The sequence below is a fragment of the Mycobacterium sp. ZZG genome, assembly GCF_054786995.1.
The window spans coordinates 101,903-124,668 of record NZ_JBTBFV010000003.1; the positions used below are offsets into that span (position 1 = coordinate 101,903).

At 68.8% G+C, this 22,766-nt stretch carries 22 protein-coding genes; 5 read left to right on the forward strand and 17 right to left on the reverse strand.

What is annotated here, in order from left to right; genetic code table 11:
• Positions 1-14 precede the first annotated feature (14 nt).
• From ACXMYJ_RS03170 to rplS, 5 genes are read right to left on the reverse strand one after another with little or no spacing between them, the layout of a single operon-like run.
• The gene (locus ACXMYJ_RS03170; protein ID WP_260751476.1) at positions 15-788 is read right to left on the reverse strand and encodes an HAD-IIA family hydrolase; all 774 of its coding nucleotides are present in this window, start codon (positions 786-788) and stop codon (positions 15-17) included.
• 35 nt (positions 789-823) lie between these two features.
• Complete coding sequence (locus ACXMYJ_RS03175; protein ID WP_011895015.1) at positions 824-1,129, reverse strand: DUF2469 domain-containing protein; 306 nt, start codon at positions 1,127-1,129, stop codon at positions 824-826.
• Positions 1,126-1,872, reverse strand: a complete 747-nt coding sequence (locus ACXMYJ_RS03180; protein ID WP_460353921.1) for a ribonuclease HII — start codon at positions 1,870-1,872, stop codon at positions 1,126-1,128. The genes ACXMYJ_RS03175 and ACXMYJ_RS03180 overlap by 4 nt, the downstream gene beginning before the upstream one ends.
• 10 nt (positions 1,873-1,882) lie before the next feature.
• The gene (gene lepB, locus ACXMYJ_RS03185; RefSeq protein WP_460353923.1) at positions 1,883-2,734 is read right to left on the reverse strand and encodes a signal peptidase I; all 852 of its coding nucleotides are present in this window, start codon (positions 2,732-2,734) and stop codon (positions 1,883-1,885) included.
• Between the two features lie 48 nt (positions 2,735-2,782).
• Entirely contained in the window at positions 2,783-3,124 is a 342-nt protein-coding gene (gene rplS / locus ACXMYJ_RS03190; RefSeq protein WP_260751473.1) for a 50S ribosomal protein L19, read from the reverse strand.
• Positions 3,125-3,428: 304 nt separating this feature from the next.
• Between rplS and ACXMYJ_RS03195 the strand changes: the two genes are divergently transcribed.
• Positions 3,429-4,376: a serine hydrolase gene (locus tag ACXMYJ_RS03195; RefSeq protein ID WP_460353926.1), complete on the forward strand. Its 948-nt coding sequence runs from the start codon at positions 3,429-3,431 to the stop codon at positions 4,374-4,376.
• On the opposite strand, the gene trmD is transcribed toward ACXMYJ_RS03195, so the two are convergent.
• From trmD to rpsP, 4 genes are read right to left on the reverse strand one after another with little or no spacing between them, the layout of a single operon-like run.
• Positions 4,373-5,086, reverse strand: a complete 714-nt coding sequence (trmD, locus tag ACXMYJ_RS03200) for a tRNA (guanosine(37)-N1)-methyltransferase TrmD (RefSeq protein ID WP_260751470.1) — start codon at positions 5,084-5,086, stop codon at positions 4,373-4,375. The genes ACXMYJ_RS03195 and trmD overlap by 4 nt on opposite strands.
• A gap of 13 nt (positions 5,087-5,099) precedes the next feature.
• Entirely contained in the window at positions 5,100-5,618 is a 519-nt protein-coding gene (gene rimM, locus ACXMYJ_RS03205) for a ribosome maturation factor RimM (RefSeq protein WP_460353930.1), read from the reverse strand.
• Between the two features lie 11 nt (positions 5,619-5,629).
• Positions 5,630-5,872: an RNA-binding protein gene (locus tag ACXMYJ_RS03210; RefSeq protein WP_003928628.1), complete on the reverse strand. Its 243-nt coding sequence runs from the start codon at positions 5,870-5,872 to the stop codon at positions 5,630-5,632.
• Positions 5,873-5,880: 8 nt separating this feature from the next.
• Complete coding sequence (gene rpsP / locus ACXMYJ_RS03215; protein ID WP_260751452.1) at positions 5,881-6,357, reverse strand: 30S ribosomal protein S16; 477 nt, start codon at positions 6,355-6,357, stop codon at positions 5,881-5,883.
• Positions 6,358-6,588: 231 nt separating this feature from the next.
• On the opposite strand from rpsP, the gene ACXMYJ_RS03220 reads away from it, so the two are divergent.
• Positions 6,589-7,080 carry a nuclear transport factor 2 family protein gene (locus ACXMYJ_RS03220; protein WP_260751451.1) on the forward strand — a complete coding sequence of 164 codons (492 nt, stop codon included), beginning with the start codon at positions 6,589-6,591 and terminating at the stop codon, positions 7,078-7,080.
• 20 nt (positions 7,081-7,100) lie between these two features.
• On the opposite strand, the gene ACXMYJ_RS03225 is transcribed toward ACXMYJ_RS03220, so the two are convergent.
• On the reverse strand, positions 7,101-7,520 hold the full coding sequence (locus tag ACXMYJ_RS03225; protein WP_443186702.1) for a nuclear transport factor 2 family protein: 420 nt from the start codon (positions 7,518-7,520) through the stop codon (positions 7,101-7,103).
• Between the two features lie 44 nt (positions 7,521-7,564).
• On the opposite strand from ACXMYJ_RS03225, the gene ACXMYJ_RS03230 reads away from it, so the two are divergent.
• Entirely contained in the window at positions 7,565-8,449 is an 885-nt protein-coding gene (locus ACXMYJ_RS03230; RefSeq protein ID WP_443186701.1) for a D-alanyl-D-alanine carboxypeptidase family protein, read from the forward strand.
• 78 nt (positions 8,450-8,527) lie between these two features.
• The gene (locus ACXMYJ_RS03235; RefSeq protein WP_443186700.1) at positions 8,528-9,364 is read left to right on the forward strand and encodes a D-alanyl-D-alanine carboxypeptidase; all 837 of its coding nucleotides are present in this window, start codon (positions 8,528-8,530) and stop codon (positions 9,362-9,364) included.
• A 120-nt stretch (positions 9,365-9,484) separates the two neighbouring features.
• Here ACXMYJ_RS03235 and ACXMYJ_RS03240 read toward each other — a convergent pair whose 3' ends face one another.
• From ACXMYJ_RS03240 to ftsY, 6 genes are all read right to left on the reverse strand, one after another.
• A complete protein-coding gene (locus tag ACXMYJ_RS03240) occupies positions 9,485-10,579 on the reverse strand; it encodes an amidohydrolase family protein (protein ID WP_460353939.1) in 1,095 nt (364 codons plus the stop codon).
• On the reverse strand, positions 10,576-12,141 hold the full coding sequence (gene ffh, locus ACXMYJ_RS03245; protein WP_260751447.1) for a signal recognition particle protein: 1,566 nt from the start codon (positions 12,139-12,141) through the stop codon (positions 10,576-10,578). The genes ACXMYJ_RS03240 and ffh overlap by 4 nt, the downstream gene beginning before the upstream one ends.
• A gap of 51 nt (positions 12,142-12,192) precedes the next feature.
• Positions 12,193-14,661 (reverse strand): [protein-PII] uridylyltransferase, encoded by a 2,469-nt coding sequence (locus ACXMYJ_RS03250; protein ID WP_443186698.1) that lies wholly within the window; start codon positions 14,659-14,661, stop codon positions 12,193-12,195.
• Positions 14,662-14,742: 81 nt separating this feature from the next.
• The gene (locus ACXMYJ_RS03255; protein WP_460353942.1) at positions 14,743-15,081 is read right to left on the reverse strand and encodes a P-II family nitrogen regulator; all 339 of its coding nucleotides are present in this window, start codon (positions 15,079-15,081) and stop codon (positions 14,743-14,745) included.
• 33 nt (positions 15,082-15,114) lie between these two features.
• Complete coding sequence (locus ACXMYJ_RS03260; RefSeq protein ID WP_460354082.1) at positions 15,115-16,467, reverse strand: ammonium transporter; 1,353 nt, start codon at positions 16,465-16,467, stop codon at positions 15,115-15,117.
• A 217-nt stretch (positions 16,468-16,684) separates the two neighbouring features.
• Positions 16,685-18,109 carry a signal recognition particle-docking protein FtsY gene (ftsY, locus tag ACXMYJ_RS03265; protein ID WP_460353945.1) on the reverse strand — a complete coding sequence of 475 codons (1,425 nt, stop codon included), beginning with the start codon at positions 18,107-18,109 and terminating at the stop codon, positions 16,685-16,687.
• 28 nt (positions 18,110-18,137) lie between these two features.
• On the opposite strand from ftsY, the gene fni reads away from it, so the two are divergent.
• The gene (gene fni / locus ACXMYJ_RS03270; protein WP_260751442.1) at positions 18,138-19,166 is read left to right on the forward strand and encodes a type 2 isopentenyl-diphosphate Delta-isomerase; all 1,029 of its coding nucleotides are present in this window, start codon (positions 18,138-18,140) and stop codon (positions 19,164-19,166) included.
• A 9-nt stretch (positions 19,167-19,175) separates the two neighbouring features.
• Here fni and smc read toward each other — a convergent pair whose 3' ends face one another.
• The gene (gene smc / locus ACXMYJ_RS03275; RefSeq protein WP_460353949.1) at positions 19,176-22,760 is read right to left on the reverse strand and encodes a chromosome segregation protein SMC; all 3,585 of its coding nucleotides are present in this window, start codon (positions 22,758-22,760) and stop codon (positions 19,176-19,178) included.
• Positions 22,761-22,766 lie beyond the last annotated feature (6 nt).

The window sequence follows — 22,766 nt, forward strand, 5'->3', positions numbered from 1 at the left end:
TAGCAAGCGCCGGATCACACCAACTCGATCGCCTCGGCGATCGACGGCAGCACCCGGCTGGGGCGGAACGGGTAGCGCTCGACGTCCTCGATGGTCGTCGACCCGGTCAGCACCAGGATGGTCTCCAGCCCGGCCTCGATACCCGCCACCACGTCGGTGTCCATCCGGTCCCCGACCATCACGGTGGATTCAGAATGCGCCGCAATGCGGTTCAGCGCGCTGCGGAACATCATCGGGTTCGGCTTGCCCACGAAATACGGTTCCCGCCCGGTGGCCTTGGTGATCATGGCCGCGACCGATCCGGTGGCCGGCAACGGCCCCTCGGCCGACGGTCCGGTGACGTCTGGGTTGGTCGCGATGAACCGCGCGCCACCCAGGATGAGGCGCACGGCCTTGGTGATCGCTTCGAACGAGTAGGTGCGGGTCTCGCCGAGCACCACGAAGTCCGGCGAGATGTCGGTCAATGTGTAACCGGCCTCGTGTAGTGCCGTGGTCAACCCCGCTTCCCCGATCACGTAGGCGGAGCCGCCGGGCAGCTGGTCGGCCAGGAACGCCGCGGTCGCCAGCGCGGAGGTCCAGATCGAGCCCTCCGGGACGGCCAGCCCGGAGCGGACCAGCCGGGCGGCCAGATCCCGGGGGGTGAAGATCGAATTGTTGGTGAGCACCAGGAACGGCCGCTCCCGGTCGATGAGACGCTGCAGGAATTCTGCAGCACCCGGAAGCGCGTGTTCTTCGCGGACGAGCACGCCGTCCATGTCGGTCAGCCAGCATTGCGGTGTGGAACGCACGCCCTCCAGTGTGTCAGCCGTGGCTACCGGGCAAGCTACTCGGGCAGCCGCAGTTCGGGCTTCTCGACCTCTTCGATGTTGACGTCCTTGAACGTGATCACCCGGACCTGCTTGACGAACCGCGCCGGCCGGTACATGTCCCAGACCCACGCGTCGCCCAACCGCAGCTCGAAGTACACCTCGCCGTCGGCGTTGCGCGGGATCATCTCGACGCTGTTGGCCAGATAGAACCGCCGCTCGGTCTCCACGACATAGCTGAACTGCCCGACGATGTCCTTGTACTCGCGGTAGAGCGAGAGCTCCATCTCGGTTTCGTACTTCTCGAGATCTTCGGCACTCATCGGCTCAGCTGTCCTTCGGGTTGATCGCCGTCCATCGGCATGTCCACCAGCATTGTCCCGCACACCAGTTCTGCATGCTCCCGGGGTTCCCCGTCGATCACCAAACGCCGCACATTGATGAACGAGTACCGGTGCTGACGGGACGGACCGAGCCGGTTCAGCGCCGCACTGTGGGCGCGCGTGCTGTATCCCTTGTGCTCGGCGAAACCGTAGCCCGGATGCTCGTCTTCCATCGCCACCATCAACCGGTCGCGGCTCACCTTGGCCAGCACACTGGCTGCGGCGATGCAGGCCGCGGCCGCATCGCCGCCCACCACCGGCAACGACGGCATCGGCAGACCTGGCACCCGGAATCCGTCCGAGAGCACGTACCCCGGCCGCACCGACAACCCGGCGACCGCGCGCCTCATCCCCTCGATGTTGGCCACGTGCACCCCGCGCCGGTCCACTTCCTCCGACGGGATGAACACCACGTGGTAGGCCAGCGCGTAGCGGCGGATCAGCGGGAACAGTCGTTCACGCTCGGCTTCGTTGAGTTTCTTCGAGTCGTCGAGGGCAGCCAGGCTCTCCAGCCGATTGGGTCCGAGCACACATGCGGCCACGACCAGCGGGCCGGCGCAGGCGCCGCGGCCGACTTCGTCGACGCCGGCGACCGGGCCCAGGCCGGCCCGGTAGAGCGCCGACTCCAGGGTCCGCAGTCCCGACGCTTTGCGGATGACGGTCCGTGGCGGCCAGACAGGCACGTGTCCCCCGTTAAGTCTGCGGGTTCACCGAGCTCACAGCGCCCCACCGCCCGGGCGGCCAGGCGATGAACCGGGCCTTTCCGATGACATTCTCCTCCGGGATCGTCCCGGCCGTCGGGTCACCGGTGCAGAGCAGGCCGCGCTGTGCGTCGGCGGGCACGTTCGCGCAATGCGTCCGCGAGTCGGCCGAATGGGTGCGGTTGTCGCCCATCACCCACAGCCGGCCCTCGGGCACGGTCACCGGCCCGAACTCGTTGCCCAGGCACGGGTACACCGCGGGGTCGGCCATCATCGTCTCGGGGTCGAGGTACGGCTCGTTCAGCCGCTTGCCGTCGACCGTCAGACCGGTGTCGACCCGGCACTGCACGGTCTGTCCGCCCACGGCGATGATCCGCTTCACCAGATCGTTCTGGTCGGGAGGCACGAAACCGACGACCGACAGCGCGTTCTGCACCCATCGAACCGCGGTGTTGTCGGAGCGGATCGATTTGTAGCCGATGCTCCAGTTGGGCGGACCCTTGAAGACGACGACGTCGCCGGGCTCGGGCGAGGAGAACCGGTAGGTCAGCTTGTCGACCATGATCCGGTCACCCACACACCCGTTGCAGCCGTGCAGGGTCGGCTCCATCGACTCCGACGGAATCAGATAGGGCCGCGCGATGAACGTCAGCATCACGTAGTACAGCACCAGCGCGATGCTGATGAGGATCGCAGCCTCACGGACCGCACCGCGCTTCTTCTTGCCCGGCAACTCGTCGCTCTCGGTCGAGACGGGATCGGGCTTTTCGAGTGTGCGCTCGGCGGACGAATCGTCGGGACCCGAGGATCCCGCGGGCCCGGAGGGGTCGGAAGCGGATGTCACGGGATCAGCGTAGCCACCGCGGCGTCACCGCCTGCGCGGTGAGCAGGCTCAGCGCTTTTCCTTGATCTTGGCCTTCTTGCCACGCAGCTCGCGCAGGTAGTACAGCTTGGCCCGGCGGACATCACCGCGGGTGAGCACGTCGATGTGATCGATGTTGGGCGAGTGCACGGGGAAGGTGCGCTCGACGCCGACGCCGTAGCTCTCCTTGCGGACCGTGAACGTTTCGCGAACCCCGCCACCCTGACGGCGGAGGACGACACCCTTGAAGACCTGGATGCGTTCCTTGGAGCCCTCGATGACCTTCACGTGGACGTTGACGGTGTCACCGGGGCCAAAGTCCGGGACATCGTCACGCAACGACGCCTGGTCGACGAAATCCAGCGTGTTCATCGGTGACACTTCCTTGCTGTTCGCGGCTCCGTACCGGCGTCGTGGTGACGCACACGGGACCGATGGGGTTTCGGACGTCTTGGGCAGGTCGTGCGGCGTGGACGTACCCGCCGTGCACAGACAACTGCCCAATTGTGCCAGACGCGGGGCTTATCCCCGAAATCCGGTGGCCACCGCCACGTCGGCGACGTGTTTGCGCCACCCGCGGCCGGTCTGTACCCGCTACCCTGGCTGTACCGGGCGGCAACGGCACGCTGTCCGGATTCGGGGACAGCGTCGGCCCACACATTACGGAGGAAGCACGATGCGACGGCCGTCACGGCTGTTCACGACCACCGCGGCGCTGACCGTCGCCGCGGCCACCGCCGCAGGGTGCACGGCCACGGGCAACACGTCCTCACCGCCCCCGAACGGTCCGCACCTCACGGTGGTGGCGCCGCTGGGCACCATGGCCCCGCTGCCTGAGGCTCCTCCCGACGAACCTCCGGCCGCCTTCTCCGGTCTGCCCGACCGCGCGGCCCGGGCGACCGCGCAGGCCGCGGATGCCGCGGATGCCGGCGCAGAGATCACCACGGCGGTGCTGGACCGCAACACCGGCCAGCTGGTGACCAACGGCAACGACATGACGATCGCGATCGCCTCGGTGGTGAAGCTGTTCATCGCCGACGACCTGCTGCTTCAGGTCGCCAACGGGGATACCGAGCTGTCCTCCAAGGACCGCGCGTCGCTGGACCTCATGCTCCGGGCCTCCGATGACAGCGCCGCGGAGGTTTTCTGGAACCGCAGCGGCAGAAGCGCGATCATCGACCGGGTGGTCAAGCGCTACGGGTTGTCCGCCACCCGCCGGCCCGGTAACGGCCGCTGGTTCAACACCACCAGCACCGCGACCGACCTCGTCCGCTACTACGACATGCTGCTGTCCGGGGCCGGCGGCCTGCCGCCCGAGCAGGTGAAGATCATCCTGTCGAACCTCGCGGCGTCCACTCCCACGGCGCCGGACGGGATGGTGCCCGGCGGGGTCTACCCGCAGCGGTTCGGCATCCCGGAGGGCTTGTTCGCCGAACGCGTCGCAGTCAAGCAGGGCTGGATGTGCTGCGTCGGCGCCGACTGGATGCACCTGTCGACCGGTGTGGTCGGCACCGATCGCCGCTACATCGTGGTCATCGGTTCGATGCAGCCGGCCAGTGACGATGTCGCGCGTCAGACCATCACCGACGCCGTCAAGACGATGTTCCCCGGCGGCCGGATCTAGTCGGGCCGGTCCTGGCCGTCGTTGCGCTCCAGCAGGTCCGGGCGCCGCTCCTGCGTGCGCCGCAGCCCCTGCTCGCGTCGCCAGGCGGCGATCCGGGCGTGGTTACCGGAGAGCAGCACCTCGGGAACATCGAGTCCGCGCCAGCTCGCGGGCCGCGTGTAGCTGGGCCCCTCCAGCAGACCGCCGACCAGTTCGGAGTGCGAATCGTCCTGGTAGGAAGCAGGATTGCCCAGGACGTCGGGCAGCAGACGCACGACGGCCTCGATCATCACCACCGCGGCGGACTCACCGCCGGGCAGCACGTAGTCGCCGATCGAGACCTCTTCGACCCGCATCCGCCGGGCGGCGTCGTCCATCACCCGCTGATCGATGCCCTCATACCGCCCGCATGCGAACACCAGGTGGCGCTCCCCCGCCCACCGCTGCGCGGTGGCCTGTGTGAACAGCCGTCCTGCCGGCGACGGCACCACCAAAAGGCTTTCCGGCGTGCAGATCTCGTCGAGCGCCGCACCCCAGACCGGCGCTTTCATCACCATTCCGGGGCCGCCGCCGTACGGCGAGTCGTCGACCGAGCGGTGCACGTCGTGCGTCCAGTCCCGCAGGTCGTGCACCGCCAATCCCACGATGCCCGCCTCGATCGCTTTGCCGGGCAACGCCTGCCGCAGCGCGTCCAGGAACGCGGGGAAGATGGTGACGACATCAATCTTCACGGGCTCTGCATCCTCAGAGGTCGAGCAGACCCTCGGGAGGGTCGATCTCGATCGCGTTGTCCGCCAACGACACCGACACCACGATCGCCGACACGAACGGCACCAGCACCTCGGCGCCGTCGGGATCACGCACGGCCAGCAGTTCGCCCGCGGCGGTGTGCAGCACCTCGGCGACGGTACCCACAGGCCGGCCGTCGGTGGTGGTGACGACCATGCCCTCGAGTTGATGGTCGTAGAACTCGTCGGGGTCCTCGATCGGCGGCAGATCGGCCGAGTCGACCAGGAAGATCGTGCCCCGCAACGCGTCGGCGCCATCGCGGTCGCCGACACCCTGCAGGCGGACGAGCATCCGATCCCCGTGGGGACGCACGGTCTCGATGACGTAGTCACGCTCGGCGCCACCCCGCGACGGACGGCCACGCAATACGGCGCCGGGAACAAAACGGGCTTGGGGGTCGTCGGTGCGAACCTCGACCGAGAGTTCACCCGTGACGCCGTGCGCTTTGACGACGCGCCCGACAACCAGGTCCATCAGGTGCGACGCTACTGGTCGGTGTCCACCACGTCGACGCGGATCCCTCGACCGCCGATGCCCGCCACCAGGGTGCGCAGCGCAGTCGCGGTGCGACCGCCCCGGCCGATGACCTTGCCGAGGTCATCGGGGTGGACGTGGACCTCGACGGTGCGGCCACGGCGATTGGTCACCATGTCGACACGGACGTCATCGGGGTTGTCGACGATTCCGCGGACCAGATGCTCGACGGCGTCGACGACGACAGAGCTCACGTCCGCGCTCAGCTCTCGGACTCAGCAGGAGCCTCGGCGGCGGGCGCCTCGGCCCCGGTGGTCTCGGCCGACTCGGCGGCCTCGTCCTTCTTGGCCGGCGCCTTCTTCTTCTTCGGCGTGGTGGCCGCGGTGGCCGGGGCGCCGTCGGCCTCGGCGAGGGCGGCGTTGAACAGGTCCAGCTTGGACGGCTTGGGTTCCTTGACCTTCAGCGTGCCTTCCGCACCCGGCAGGCCCTTGAACTTCTGCCAGTCGCCGGTGATCTTCAGCAGCTGCAGCACGGGCTCGGTGGGCTGGGCGCCGACGCCCAACCAGTACTGTGCACGCTCCGAGTCGATTTCGATGACGCTCGGCTCTTCCTTCGGGTGGTACCGGCCGATGACCTCGATGGCGCGACCGTCGCGGCGGTTGCGCGCATCGGCGACGGCGATGCGGTACTGCGGATTGCGGATCTTGCCGAAGCGGGCGAGCTTGATCTTGACAGCCATGGTTGAGCGACTTCTCCTGTGATTGCCACGTTTGCAATTCGAGCGATCACCGGCGGGATGCCGGGACCCGGTTTTGCCTTACGCGTGTGACCGCCACACGGCACATCCCGTCGAGGAAGCCGTGCGCGGACAGCCGCCTATTGTGCCAGACCGGCGCCCACCCGAGGAAATCCGCGGGCCACCCGCCGCCTGTACCTTTACAAAACTGGCCCCGGATGTCACCTTCTAGCCATGGATGACGCCGCCGTGCTGGTGGAGATCGAGGCGATCAAGCAGCTCAAGGCACGCTACTGCAGATACCTGGACACCAAGGACTGGAACTCCTGGCGGTCGCTGTTCACCGACGACTTCCACAGCGACACCACCGGGGCCGGCGGAACAGTGATCGACGGCGCCGACGAGTTCGTCGCGTTCACCCGCAAAAGCCTCGGCGCCCGCGCGACCGTGCATCAGGTACACGCGCCGGAGATCGCGCTGTCGTCGCCGACGACCGCGAACGGGGTCTGGGCGCTGGAGGACGTGGTGCGGCTGGCGCCCGGGGTGAACATGCGCGGATACGGCCACTACACGGAGGCATACGCGAAGATCGACGGCCGCTGGGTGATCACCTCGTCCACGCTGACCCGGCTGCGCGAGGACATCTTCAACCTCGCGGTGTCGGTGTACGTGTCGGACCGGATCAAGCGGACCGTGGGCCGGGTGGGCCGCCGGTTGGTGCGCTGAGCGCACAGCACCGTCAGGTCTCACATCAGCTTGTCGAAGCACTTCTCCTCGACCCGCCGGCTCATCCGCCACCCTTGCCGGGTGCGGACGAACTCGTCGACGTACCAGATTCCGACGAAGTAGATCTGCGGGTTCTCCCCGCCCATCACCATCGGATTGAAACAGATCGCCCGGCACGACGCCCTGTCGCCGTCGATGCGGATGTCGGCATTGCTGACGAGGTGGTAATACGCCGGGAAGTTCGGCAGCACTTCCTTCAGCCACGCCTTCACCTCGGGGAAGGCCCCGTCGACGCCGCCGCTGACGCGGTAGTCGATGTAGGCGTCCGGGGTGAAGACGGCGTCGAGGTCGTCGAACCGCCGTCCGTCGATCGCGCTCGAGTAATCGATCAGCAGTTGCTGGATCTCCAGCCGGTCCGAGATCTCCTCAAGGCTCAACATGGCTCGATTGAACACGACCGGGGCGCGGTTTAGGCTCACCTGTCGTGCGAACGCTTCTCGCGTGCCTCGGCGCCGTGCTGTGCCTGACCGGTGGCTTCTCCCTTCCCCCGGCCGCCGCAGTGCCTGTCACGGGGATCGTGCAGCCCGCAGGGTCGACGCCGATCCCCGACGGCCCCGCCCAGGCCTGGATCGTTGCCGACATGGACACCGGCGAGGTGTTGGCCGCCCGCGACGAGCACGGGCATTACGCCCCGGCCAGCACCATCAAGGTGCTGCTGGCCATGGTCGTGCTCGACGAACTCCCGCTGGACGCGACCATCGTCGCCAACGAGGCCGACACCAGGGTCGAGTGCAACTGCGCCGGGGTGGCTCCCGGTCAGACGTACACGACCCGTCAGCTGCTGGAGGCTCTGCTGCTGGTGTCGGGCAACGACGCCGCCAACACGCTGGCCACCATGCTCGGCGGGCACGACGTCGCGGTGACGAAGATGAACGCCAAGGCCGCGATGCTGGGCGCCTACGGCACGAACGCGGGCTCGCCATCGGGTATCGACGGACCCGGCATCGACATCTGGTCCACCCCGCACGATCTCGCGGTGATCTTCCGCGCCGCCATGGGCAACCCGGTGTTCGCGCAGATCACCGCCCAGCCCACCGCGGTGTTCCCGACCAAGGCCGGTGACGTCGTCCTGGTCAACCAGGACGAACTGCTGCACCGCTATCCGGGCACCTTCGGCGGCAAGACCGGCTACACCGATCTGGCCCGCAAGACCTTCGTCGGCGGCGCTGCCCGCAACGGCCGCCACCTGGTCGTGGCGCTGATGTACGGGTTGGTCAAGGACGGCGGGCCGACGTACTGGGACCAGGCGGCGGCCCTGCTGGATTGGGGTTTCGCGCTGGGCCCGAACTCCGGCGTCAGCCGGCTCTGAGCCGGTCCGGGAACTCGATACCCGAAGGAGACCTGTTCGCGCGCCGGACGAGTCCTTTCCCGATTAACGTCGCCACTCGTGCGAAGACGACTCGCGGGGCTGGCGCTCGCCCTCAGCGCGGTGCTGCCTGCGGCCCCGCTGTCGGCTGCACCGACTACGCAAGCCCAGCCTGCCGCTGAACCCGTTGCAGCGCAACCACTTCCGGATGGACCAGCCCAGGCCTGGCTGGTTGCCGATCTCGACACCGGTCGCGTGCTGGCCAGCAAGGACCCGTACGGCAGCTACGCCCCGGCCAGCACGATCAAGGTGCTGCTGGCGATGACGGTGCTCGACCATCTTCGGCCGGACAACTTCGCGCGCGCCAACGAATCCCACACCAAGGTCGAATGTTCCTGTGTGGGGCTCAAACCAGGGCAGGCCTACACCACCGCGCAACTGGTCGCGGCGATCCTGATGGTGTCGGGCAACGATGCGGCCAACATGCTGGCCGACATGCTCGGCGGGCAGCGGGTCGCCGTCGCGGCGATGAACCGCAAGGCAGCGCTGGTCGGCGCACGCGGCACCAAGGCGTCGTCGCCGTCGGGACTGGACGGACCCGGCTGGGAATCCGTCACCACCCCGCACGACCTCGCCGTCATCATGCGCGCGGCACTGAAGTATCCGTTGATCGCGCAGATCATGCGGTCCCCGTCCGCGCCGTTCCCCGGAAAGACGCTGCACAACCAGAACGAGTTGCTCAGCCGCTATCCCGGCGATCTCGGCGGGAAGACGGGTTTCACCAACCTGGCTCGCAAGACCTACGTCGGCGCGGCGCAACGCGGCAACCGGCGCCTGGTCGTCGTCCAGATGTACGGCACCGGCGACCTCTACGGTCAGGCGATCCGGCTGCTGGACTACGGATTCAGCCAGCCGTGAGTCGCGAAGTCGCAGCGCCCTCAGGCGCCACAGCTATCCGCATACTGCAGGGCGCCACTCGCACTTCTCCTGCAGAACGTGGATAGCTGTGACGGACGACGCCGGCGCCGGGTCACCACATCAGTAGACGACGCCCCGCAGCATCACCAGTGTCGGGTCGGCCAGCACGCCGGCCCCTGAGCGCGGATCCTCGCGGTAGCACACCAGGTCCGCCGACGCGCCGTGGGCCAGGCCGGGACGGCGCAGCCACTCGCGGGCGTCCCAGCATGCCGCGCCGAGCGCCTCGGTGGGCGTCATGCCGATGGCCTTGAGCGCGTCCACCTCCTCGGCGATGCGGCCATGCGCCACCGCGCTGCCCGCATCCGAACCCGCGAAGATCGGCACGCCCGCCTCGTGTGCGGCACCGATGCGGGCAGAACAGGATTCGTAAAGCGCCCGCATGTGCTTCTGATAGACCGGGTACCTGTGCGCCGAGGCGGCGATGTCCGGGAAGTTCTCGATGTTGATCAGGGTGGGCACCAGCGCCGTGCCGTGCTCGACCATCAGACCGATGGTGTCCTCGGTCAGCCCGGTGCCGTGTTCGATGCAGTCGATGCCGGCCTTGATCAGGCCGGGCAGCGCGTCCTCGCCGAACACATGCGCGGTGACGCGGGCGCCATTGGCATGCGCGGCGTCGATCGCCGCCGCCAGCACGTCGTCGGACCACAGCGGCGCCAGATCCCCGCTGTCGCGGTCGATCCAGTCCCCTACCAGCTTGACCCAGCCGTCTCCCCAGCGGGCCTGCTCGGCCACCGCCTCCGGGAGCTGCCATTCGTCTTCGAGCTCCTGGGCGAACCCCCGGGAGTACCGCCGCGGCCGCGCCAGGTGACGCCCGGCGCGAATGATGCGCGGCAGTTCGGGGCGGTCGTCGAAGCTGCGGGTGTCGGTCGGCGAGCCGGCGTCGCGCAGCAGCAGAGCGCCCACGCCACGCTCGGTCTCGGCCTGGGCGATCGCCTCGTCCATCGGGATCTCGCCGTGCGGCCCGAGCCCGACGTGGCAGTGCGCGTCGACGAGCCCGGGCAGGATCCAGCCGTCATCCCCGTCGGCGCCGAAAACCGTCTCGGCGCCGGCCACCGGCTCCGCGCTGAGGCGTCCATGGACGATCCACCACTCAACGGGTTCGCCGTCGGGCAGGCTGCGGCCCCGCAGATGCAGCGGGGTGCGGTCGGCCGTCAATTCTTGGGGAACTTCAGCTTCGACAGATCGATGTCGGCCAGTCCCGGCGGCAGCTCGTCGAGCCCCTTGGGCATGTTCGACAGGTCGGGGAAGCCGGCAGGCATCCCGGGCATACCGGCGCCGAGCGGATTGCGCTTCGGCGGCGTCGGTCCCTTGCGTCCCTTCTTGCCCGCCTGCTTGTTCTTGCCCTTGCCGGCCTTACGCGTGTTCTTGCGGCCGAACGGCATCCCCATCTGTCCGGCCATCTGCGACATCATCTTGCGGGCATCGAAGAACCGGTCGACGAGCTGGTTGACCTCGGCCACCGTGACGCCGGAGCCGTTGGCGATACGCAGCCGGCGGGAGGCATTGATGATCTTGGGGTCCGCGCGCTCCTGCGGCGTCATACCCCGAATGATGGCCTGCACGCGGTCGAGCTGGCTGTCGTCGACCGCGGCCAGCGCATCCTTCATCTGGCCCGCACCGGGCAGCATGCCCAGCAGGTTCCCGATCGGCCCCATCTTGCGGATCATCAGCATCTGCTCGAGGAAGTCCTCGAGCGTCAGCTCACCGCTGCCGATCTTGGCCGCGGTGGCCTCGGCCTGCGCGGCGTCGAAGTGCTGCTCGGCTTGCTCGATGAGGGTCAGCACATCGCCCATGCCGAGGATCCGGCTGGCCATCCGGTCAGGATGGAAGACGTCGAAGTCCTCGAGCTTCTCCCCCGCCGATGCGAACAGGATCGGCACCCCGGTGACCTCCCGCACCGACAGTGCCGCGCCGCCGCGGGCGTCGCCGTCGAGCTTGGTCAGCACCACACCGGTGAATCCGACGCCCTCGCGGAACGCGTCGGCGGTGGTCACCGCGTCCTGACCGATCATCGCGTCGAGGACGAACAGCACCTCGTCGGGGTTCACGGCGTCGCGGATCGCCGCGGCCTGCGCCATCAGCTCCTCGTCGATGCCGAGCCGGCCCGCGGTGTCGACGATCACCACGTCGAAGAGCTTGGCCTTGGCCTCGGCCAGACCCGCCGCCGCCACCGACACCGGATCGCCGGTGGTCATCTGCTCGATCGTCGCGCCGTCCGGGGACACGCCCGGGTGCGGCGCGAACACGCTCACGCCCGCCCGCTCACCGACGATCTGCAGCTGGTTGACCGCCCCCGGCCGCTGCAGGTCACAGGCCACCAGCAGCGGTGTGTGCCCCTGGCCTTTGAGCCACCGGGCGAGCTTGCCTGCCAGCGTCGTCTTACCCGAACCCTGCAGACCGGCCAGCATGATGACCGTCGGTGGGTTGCGCGCGAACGCCAGCTGGCGCGTCTGGCCACCGAGGATCCCGATGAGCTCCTCGTTGACGATCTTGACGACCTGCTGGGCGGGATTCAGCGCCGCGGACACCTCGGCGCCCTTGGCGCGGTCCTTGATGCGCGAGATGAACGCGCGCACGACGGGCAGCGAGACGTCGGCCTCGAGAAGTGCCAGTCGGATCTCGCGCGCGGTGGCATCGATGTCGGCGTCGGTGAGCCGACCCTTGCCGCGCAAGCCCGAGAGGGCTCCGGTCAACCGGTCGGACAGGGATTCAAACACGAGGCCAAGCCTATCGCGGGCGGCGCAGCGGGTTCGGGGCGCTGCTGGCCACTAGCTGGCCTCGACGGCTGCGGGCTTTGCCGGCGGGGCCGGCAGAACCGCGTACAGTTCCCGTTCCACGTTGTGCCGGGCCGCCGGGTCGTCTGTGGGCAGCACGATCCCGAACGCGTCGACCACCGACGAGCCCATGGTGGTGACCTTGGCCCATGCGATGTCGGCCCCGGCGCGTTCGAACACACGGGTGAGCACGGCGAGCAGGCCGGCGCGGTCGGTGGCCCGGATCTCGGCGACCGCCTGGCCGGCACCCGCGCCGTCGTGCCACAGCACCCGTGGTGGTGCCGCAGGAGCGTTGATCGGCACCGCGGCGCGGATCTCCCCCGCCCGGACCGTCCCGGCGGCGTCGGCTTCCTTCTTCTCCAGCAGGCCCATCACATCGAGTTCGCCGTCGAGGGCGAGAATCAGCTGCTGGCGCAGCAGCTGCGCGGCGGGCGGTGTGCCGAAGTGCGGTGAGACCACGAAACTGTTGATGGCCGAGCCCTCGTGTCCGTTCACCGACGCCGAGTGCACGCGCAACGAGTTCAGCGCCAGCACCCCGGCCGCTTTGGACAGCACCCCGCGGCTGTCGGGGGCGATCATCGTGACGTTGTAGATGTGCGGCGTGTCGGCGGGAGTCAACTCCACGTGGACCCCGACCTCGCGGGCCAGCTCGACGAACCGCGGATCGATGGGATCGGGATGCGGAAACGGCTCCCCGGCCATCACCAGCCGACAGCGGCGGACGAGTTCGCCGATCAGCGACGCCTTCCAGTCGCCCCACACCCCGGGACCGGTAGCCAGCGAGTCGGCCTCAGCCAGGGCGTGCAGCAGTTCGAGCACCACGGGGTCACCGTCGAGCGCGTCCACGACGGCGGAGATGGTGGTGGGATCCTGCAGGTCACGCCTGGTCGCGGTGTGCGCCAGCAGCAGGTGATGGCGCACGAGGGTGGACAGGATCTTGATGTCCGACGGCCACAATCCGAGCCGGCTGCCGATCTGATCGGCCAGTTCGGCGCCGATGACGCTGTGATCGCCGCCGCGACCCTTGCCGATGTCGTGGACCAGCGCGCCGAGCACCAGCAGGTCGGGACGCGACACGCGCGTGGTGAAAGCGCTTGCACGGGAGACTGTTTCGACAAGATGGCGGTCGACGGTCCAGATGTGGACGACATCGCGCGGCGGCAGGTCGCGCACCGCGCCCCATTCGGGAAACAGCCGGCCCCACAGCCCGGTGCGGTCGAGGGCCTCGATGGTGGCCACCGCCGACGGCCCTGCCGCCAGCATCACCAACAGATCCTTAAGGGCCTGCCGCGGCCACGGTGTCCGCAGTTCCGGCGCGGCCGCGGCCAGCCGACTCAAGGTCGAGGCCGCCATCGGCAGCCCCGTGGTCGCCGACGCGGCGGCCACCCTCAGGATCAGTCCGGGGTCGCGCTCCGGACGGGCGTCGCGGGCCAGGATCACCTCGCCGTTGAACTCGATGACCCCTTCGTCGAGCGGTCGGCGGACGGGTCGGCGGAGCACGGCCAGCCCACGTCGGGGCAGCGCGTTGGCCGCGGTGCGGATACCCGCGTCGACGTAGTAGCTGACGGTGCGGGCGGCATCGGAGAGCATGCGCGCCAGGTCGAACCGATCGCCGATGCGCAGCGCGGCACCGATCTCGTCGGCGTGCTGGGCCAGCAGGAGTTCCCGGCCGCGGCCGGCCACCCGGTGCAGCTCGGTGCGGACGTTGAGCAGCGAAAGATGCGCCTCGCCAAGGGTTTCGATCGGTGAGGCCAATGAACGGCTGGGGTAAACGTCGGCCAACTGGGCGATCGCCAGCGCATTGAGGAGTTGGACGTCGCGCAGCCCACCCCTGCCGCACTTGAGATCCGGCTCGGCGCGGTGCGCGATCTCGCCGCTGCGTTGCCACCGGGCTCTGGTGTGCTCGACGAGTTCGTCGAACCGCGACGCGATCCCGGTGCGCCACTGCCGCCGGGCCCCGCCGATCAGCAGTGCGGACAGGTCGCCGTCACCGGCGATATGCCGCGCCTCGAGCATCGCGAGCCCCGCCGAGATGTCCTCACCCGCGACGCGCAGCGCCCCGGGCACCGTACGGACGCTGTGGTCGAGACGAATGTTGGCGTCCCACAATGGATACCACAACAATTCGGCCACCTCAGCGACGTCCTCGGGTGGCATGTTGTCGTGCAGCAGCATCAGATCCAGGTCCGAGTACGGCAACAGCTCGCCGCGCCCCAGACCGCCGGTCGCGACGATAGCGAACCCGCTCGTCGCGGTGATGCCGATCTCGGTGGCCTTTGTGGTGAGCCAGAAGTCGTAGAGATCGAGCAGTGCGTCGCGCAGCGCCGCCGCGTCGAGCTGGTGGCTGCCGGAGACCAACTGCTCGGCTGCGGCGACGAGATCGGTTGCCGGCCGCGACGATACCGCCGCCGGACGCTCCCAACGGGGAGCGCCGGCGGCGGAATGAGATTTCTGCTCTTTCATGGGTTGTCCTCCCGGCACTTGACGATCCAGCACTCACACGGCGCAAATGCCGGGAGACGACCATTCACTCCACGTTACGGATCAAAGGGCATCGGCCCCGCGTTCACCGGTGCGCACCCGCACCACCGCCTCGACCGGACTGACCCAGACCTTGCCGTCACCGATCTTTCCGGTGCGGGCGGCCTGGACGATGACGTCCACCACCTTGTCGACGGCGGCGTCATCGACGATCACCTCGACGCGCACCTTCGGGACGAAGTCCACCGAGTACTCCGCGCCGCGGTAGACCTCGGTGTGCCCCTTCTGCCGGCCGTAGCCCTGGACCTCGCTGACGGTCATGCCGAGAATGCCCGTCTGCTCCAGACCGGTCTTGACATCTTCCAGCGTGAACGGCTTGACGATCGCGGTTATCAGCTTCATGTAGTTGATCCCTTCCGATGAAATTGTCGCCGGTCAGGCGAGCTCGTAAGCCGTTTCGGCATGTTCGGTTTCATCGATACCAGTGTCCTCATCCTCCTTGGACACCCGCCATCCCAGAGGCTTGACGATGAACGCGATGATGGCGGTCATGATTGCGGTGAACACTACGGCAACCAGTGCGATCACGATCTGCACCACGAGTTGCTGGAAGCCGCCGCCGTAGAACAGCCCGGTCTCGGTGGCCAGCAGACCGATGCCGATGGTGCCCCACAGGCCGGCCACGAGGTGCACACCGACGACGTCGAGCGAATCGTCATACCCGAACTTGTACTTCAGCGCGATGGCCAGCGCGGACAGCACACCCGCGACCGCACCGAGGATGAGCGAACCGATCGCGCTCAGCGAGCCACACGCCGGGGTGATGGCCACCAGACCCGCCACGATGCCCGATGCCGCGCCCACGCTGGTGGCGTGACCGTCCCGGATACGCTCGACGAGCAACCAGGACAGCATCGCCGCTGCGGTGGCGGCGGTGGTGTTCACCCACACCGCACCGGCCAGCATGTCGGCGGCGCCCTCGGAGCCTACGTTGAAGCCGAACCAGCCGAACCACAGGATCGCCGCGCCGAGCATCACGAACGGGATGTTGTGCGGCCGGAAAGCGGTCTTGCCGAAGCCTGTCCGCTTGCCGAGCAGGATTGCCAGCACGAGAGCGGCTACACCGGCGTTGATGTGCACCACGGTGCCACCGGCGAAGTCGATGGGAGACACGTTGGCCGCGCCCTCGTCATCGACGCCGAAGAGCTTGGCCGCGATGCCGCCCTCGGCACCGGAGAGCAGGCCGCCGCCCCAAACCATGTGCGCCAGAGGGAAGTACACCAGCGTGACCCAGATGCCGCCGAACACCAGCCAGGTGCCGAACTTCATGCGCTCGGCGACCGCACCGCTGATCAGCGCGACGGTGATCACCGCGAAGGTGAGCTGGAAGGCCACCCACACGATGGCCGGTACGGTGCCGAAGCCGCCGAGCACATAGGTGCTGACCCCGTCGACCTCGCGGACCTCGGTGAGCTGGCTGAGCCCGAACAACGCGAAGGGATTGTCGAAGACCCCGAAGAAGTTGCCCTCCCCGGTGTGCGCCGACGAGAACGACATCGAGTAACCCCACAACACGTAGATGACGCTGACGACTCCGATCGAGCCGAACGACATCATCATCATGTTGAGGACGGACTTCTGCCGGGACAGACCACCGTAGAAGAACGCCAGGCCCGGGGTCATGAACAGCACCAGCGCTGCGGAGGTGAGCACCCATGCCGTGTCTCCGGCGCTCAATCCCCCTTCCCCGAATGGCGCGAACTGGTCGTCTGGCAGGGCCAAGACCACATCGTGTAAGCCGAATGCCACTTTGTGTGAACCTCCTTGGGATGACGGCCGACCACGATCGGCCTCCCGAAGAGACTCTTTTGCGAGCGTTTCACCTGTGATTCTGTTGTGTTTCGCCGACGTGAACGGACGCGCCGATGTCGTTACGCTCGTGTTTCACCAGGGGTGATCAGCAAAATTCCGGAGCACTTTCTGGGAATTCGCTGTCCGCCGAACGTCAGCCGAGCAACGCGTCGACGAACGCCGCCGGCTCGAACGGAGCCAGATCGTCGGGTCCCTCGCCGAGGCCGACGAGCTTGACCGGCACACCGAGCTCCTGTTGCACACGGAACACGATGCCGCCCTTGGCCGTCCCGTCCAGCTTGGTCAGCACCACGCCGGTGATGTCGACGACCTCGGCGAAGACCCGGGCCTGCGGCAGGCTGTTCTGGCCGATCGTCGCATCCAGCACCAGCAGGACCTCGTCGACGGCGGCGCGCTTGCCCACCACGCGCTTGACCTTGCCCAGCTCGTCCATCAAACCCGTCTTGGTGTGCAGGCGGCCGGCGGTGTCGATGACCACGACGTCGGCGCCGGACTCGATACCGGTGTCGACGGCGTCGAAGGCGACCGAGGCCGGGTCGGCCCCTTCCGGACCACGCACCACCTGCGCGCCCACCCGCGACGCCCAGGACTGCAGCTGATCGGCGGCCGCCGCACGGAACGTATCCGCCGCACCGAGCACCACGCGGCGACCGTCGGCGACGAGCACGCGGGCCAGCTTGCCGACGGTCGTCGTCTTACCGGTGCCGTTGACACCCACGACGAGCAACACCGACGGTTTGTCGGCGTGCGGCAGCGCCTTGATCGAGCGATCCAGGTCGGGTTGCAGCTCGGCGATCAGGACCTCACGCAGCACAGCCCGCGCGTCGGCCTCGGTGCGCACACCGCTGCTGGCCATCTTGGTCCGCAGCGAGGTGATGACCGACTCGGCGACGACCGGACCGAGGTCGGCGATCAACAGCGTGTCCTCGACCTCTTCCCACGAGTCCTCGTCGAGGTCGCCGCCGCCGAGCAGCCCCAGCATGCTGCGCCCCAAGGTGTTCTGCGACTTCGACAGCCGGCCGCGCAGCCGGTCCAGCCGGCCCTCGGTGGGCGCGATGTCCTCGATCTGCGGTGCGACAGGCTCGGCGGTCTCCGTGGCCGGCTCCGGCGCGGCGGTCTCGGGAAGCGCTTCGGGCTCAGGGACCGCCTCGGGTTCCGGTGGGGGGACCACCTCGGGTTCCGGTGCGGGGGGCGCGGCGGGAGCCTCGGTGACCGGCTTCTCGACGGGCTCAGGCGGCAGCACCGGCGGCTCGGGCAAGCGGACGTCGGCGATGGGACGCTTGGGTGCGTCGCGCGGGATGGTGGCATCATCGCCGACGGCGGGTAGACCACTGGTGTCTATCCGTTCCGGGGCCTTCGGTGGGGCCTGCACCGGTGCCGACTGGGCGAATGTGATGCCTGACTTGGCGGTATAGCCGCCCGAACGATCGACGGGAGTGGCAGTGTCTGGAGCCGACAACTTGATCCGGCGACGGCGGTACCGCACCAGGCCCACGACGAGCGCGACGAGCAGCAGAACGGCGATGACCGCGATGGCGATCCAGAGACCTTCACTCACCGCCCCATTGTCTCAGGGGACCTGACCGGTGACGTCCGACCCCGGCTCCGCCCTGCAGCACCGCAAACGCCGGCACATCGACGTGTGCCTCACCGAGGCCGTCGACTACCAGACGGTGAGCACCGGTCTGGAGCGCTACCGGCTGCCCTACAACGCGCTGACCCAGACCGATCTGGGCGGCGTCGATCTGAGCACCGAGTTCCTCGGCTGCCGGTTGCGCGCCCCGGTGCTGATCGGTGCGATGACCGGCGGCGCCGCGCTGTCGGGAATCATCAACCGAAATCTGGCCGCCGCGGCGCAACAGCTTGGTATCGGGATGATGCTCGGCTCGCAGCGCGTGATGCTCGACGACGCCGAGGCGGCGTCCAGCTTCGACGTCCGCGGCGTGGCGCCCGACGTGCTGCTGATCGGCAACATCGGGCTTGCGCAGCTTCGTACGTCGATGATGCCGGGGCTGGCCGCGGCCCTGGACAAGGTTGGCGCCAACGGCCTTGCGGTGCACACCAACCCGCTGCAGGAAGCCATGCAGCACAACGGCGACACCGATTTCTCGGGCTCGATCGCACGGCTGTGCGAGGTCGCCGGGGAGATCGGCTACCCGGTCATGCTCAAGGAGGTCGGCCACGGCATCGGCGGCGCCGCCGCCGAGCAGCTCATCGACTGCCCGATCGCCGCCGTCGACGTCGCGGGCGCCGGCGGCACCTCGTGGGCGCGCATCGAGCAGTTCGTCCGCTACGGCGACGTGCGCTATCCGGCACTGGCCGAATGGGGCATCCCGACCGCCCAGGCGTTGACAGAGGTGCGGCGCGTCCTTCCCGACATGCCGCTGGTCGCCTCCGGTGGCATCCGCACCGGAATGGACGCCGCCAAGGCGCTCGCGATGGGCGCTCGGGTGGTGGCCGTCGCGCGGCCCCTGCTCGCCCCGGCCGTCGAATCCGTCGACGCGGTGGTGGACTGGCTGCAGCGCTTCCTCGACGAGTTGCTGGTCTGCCTGCACGGGAGCGGCGCGTCCGACCTGGCGGCACTGCGCGAGCGCGGAGTCACCCCGCTCGCCTGACGATGATCGTCAGGACGGGCTGGTGACGAGCTCCTGGCCGCGCATCCGCTGCGAGATCACCGTCGTGATGCCGTCGCCGCGCATCGTGACACCGTAAAGCGCGTCGGCGACCTCCATCGTCGGCTTCTGGTGGGTGATGACGATGAGCTGCGAGCGCTCCCGCAGCTGCTCGAACAGACTGATCAGGCGCCGCAGATTGACGTCGTCGAGCGCGGCCTCCACCTCGTCCATCACATAGAACGGTGAGGGCCTGGCCCGGAAGATGGCCACCAGCATCGCGACCGCGGTCAGGGACTTCTCGCCACCGGAGAGCAGCGACAGCCGTTTGATCTTCTTACCCGGAGGCCTGGCCTCGACCTCGATGCCGGTGGTGAGCATGTCGGACGGGTCGGTCAACAGCAGCCGACCCTCACCGCCGGGAAACAGCGTGGAGAACACCTGCGTGAACTCGCGCTCGACATCCATATATGCCTCGGTGAAAACCTGAAGGATCCGCGAGTCCACGTCGGCGATGACGTCGAGGAGGTCCTTGCGGGCGGCCTTGACGTCCTCGAGCTGGGTGGACAGGAAATTGTAGCGCTCCTCCAGGGCCGCGAACTCTTCCAGTGCAAGGGGATTGACCCGCCCCAGTTCGCGCAGCTCTTTCTCGGCGCGCTTGGCCCGCCGCTCCTGGGTGGCCCGGTCGTACGGCATCGGCGCCGGCGCCACCACCTGCTCACCGCGCTCACGGGCCTGCTCGTACTCGACCATCTCCAGTTCGGTCGGTGGCAGCGCAACATCGGGCCCGTACTCGCCGATCAGGTCGGCGACGGCCATGCCGAACTGTTCGAGCACCTGCTGCTCCAGCTGTTCGATCCGCAGCGCCGCCTGGGCCTTGGCGACCTCGTCGCGGTGCAGCGCGTCGGTGAGCGCCGCGATCCGGGTGCTCAGTTCGTTGACCTCTTCGCGGGCCTTCGTCAGCGCGCCCGCCCTGACCTGGCGTTCGGCGGCGACTTCGTCGCGCACACGCGACGCCACCGCCACCGCCTCGCTCAACCGCCGGGCGACGAGCCGTCCGGACTCCGCGACGGCCGAGGCGACTGCGGCCGCATGCACGCGCGCCTCCCGCGCCCGCGCCGCCCGCGCCCTGGCCTCACGCTCGGCGACCGCTGCGCGTCGCAGCGAATCAGCACGTCCGCGAACGGCGTTCGCCCGTTCCTCGGCGGTACGCACGGCAAGCCGGGCCTCGACCTCTGCCGAACGGGCGGCCTCGGCCGCGGCCGTCGACTCCGAGCGGTCGACGACCTCGACGTCGAACATCGGCTCCTGCTGGGCCTGGTGCAGACGCTGCTCCAGCTCGGTCAGTTCCTCGACGGTGCGGTTGCGGCCTGCCTCCAGTTCGTCGCGCTGCTTGATCAGCCGCTGCCACTCGTCGTCGGCCGCCCGGGCGTCCTGCCCGAGGCGACCTAGCTGTTCGTAGATCGCCGAGATCGCGGCGTCGGACTCGTTCAGCGCGGCCAGGGCCTGTTCGGCGGCGTCTTGGCGCGCCGACTGCTCGGCCAGTGCACCGGACAATGCCGCCGAGAGTTCTCTGGTCTGCCGCTCGGCGGCGGCCAGTTCAGTGCGGGCCTTGTCCACCTCGGAGGTGATCTCCAGCGTGCTGGGTTTGCGATCCGAGCCGCCGCTGACCCACCCCGCCCCGACCAGATCGCCGTCGGCGGTCACGGCGCGCAAGTGAGGTTGGGCGGCAACCAATTCCAGCGCCGAGGCGAGGTCGTCGACGACCGCCACACCGGCGAGCATCGCGGTGACCGCGCCCCGGATCCGCGGCGCCGGGTCGATCAGGTCGCCGGCCCACACAGCTCCCGCCGGCAACGGCCCCGTCACCGGTGCCTGAGCCGCCCAGTCCCCCAGCACGATGGCGGCCCGCCCGCCGTCGGCCTCCTTCAGCGCGACCAGAGCCTGCCTGGCGGCCCCGGAGTCCTCGGCGGCGAGCGCGTCGGCCGCCGCACCCAGGACAGCCGCCACCGCGGCCTCGTGCCCGGGACGCACCTTGACGAGATTGGCGAAGGAATCGAAAAGCCCTCCGCCGCCGTGGTTCTCTTTGAGCCAGGCAGCACCGTCGCGGCGCTCCAGGCCCACCGACAGCGCGTCGATACGGGCCTGCAACGACGCCACCTGGCGCTCGGCGGCACGCTCGGCGGCCTGCAGTTCGGCAACACGTTCGTCGGCCAGACGCAGTGCCGCCACGGTGCGGTCGTGGTGGTCGTCCAGACCGACCTCGCCGGCGTCGAGTTCGGCGACCCGGCCCTGGACGGTCTCGAACTCGGCCTGCGCCTGCTGGGCGCGGGCGGCGGCCTCGTCGATGCCGGCGGTCAGCCGCGCCACCGTCTCGTCGACGGAGTCCACCCGGGTGCGCATGGTGTCGACCTGGCCGGACAGCCGGGCCAGACCCTCGCGGCGGTCGGCCTCGGCGCGGGCGGCCGCCATATGGGCGCGCTCTGCCTCGGCGGCCGCCCGTTCGCGCTCGCTGAGTTCCTCTCGGGCGGCCTCCAGTCGGGCCTGGGACTCGGCGAGCGCGTCGAGCAGCTGCCGTTCCTGCTCGGCGACGGCGTCGGCCTGGGCTTCGAGCTCGTCGGGGTCGGGACCGGCGGAGAAGTCGGGCTCGGCGTCGAGGTGCTGGGCCCGTTCGGTGGCGATGCGCACCGTCGCGCCGACCCGTTCGGCCAGCGCGGAGAGTCGGAACCATCGCTGTTGAGCGGCATCGGCCCGCTCACTGAGGTCCCCGACGGCGTTCTCGTGGGCGTCCAGTTCGCCGGTCCTGGCCTCCAGCCGCTCGCTGAGTTCGTCGTGCTCCCGGCGCAGCGCCGTCTCGGCCTGGTTGGTGTCGTCGAATTCGGCCTTGCGGATGACCAGGTCGTCGGCGGCCAGCCGCAGCCGAGCGTCCCGCAGGTCGGCCTGGATGGTCTGCGCCCGGCGCGCCATCTCGGCCTGCCGGCCCAGCGGTTTGAGCTGACGGCGCAGCTCGGTGGTCAGATCGGTCAGGCGCGCCAGGTTCGCCGACATCGAGTCGAGCTTGCGGACCGCCTTTTCCTTGCGTTTGCGGTGCTTGAGGACCCCGGCCGCCTCCTCGATGAACGCGCGCCGGTCCTCCGGGCGGGATTCCAGGATCTCGGAGAGCTTGCCCTGACCCACGATGACGTGCATCTCGCGGCCGATGCCGGAGTCGGACAGGAGCTCCTGCACGTCCATCAAACGGCAACTGCTGCCGTTGATTTCGTACTCTCCCGCGCCGTCGCGGAACATCCTGCGGGTGATCGACACCTCGGAGTACTCGATGGGCAGCGCGTTGTCGGAGTTGTCGATGGTCAGGGTCACCTCGGCGCGGCCGAGCGGTGCCCGCGACGAGGTGCCGGCGAAGATGACGTCTTCCATCTTGCCGCCGCGCAGCGTCTTGGCGCCCTGCTCCCCCATCACCCAGGTCAGCGCGTCGACGACATTGGATTTGCCCGAGCCGTTGGGACCGACGACGCAGGTGATGCCCGGTTCGAAACGCAGAGTCGTCGGCGAGGCGAAGGACTTGAAGCCCTTCAGCGTCAGACTCTTCAGATGCATGACGCG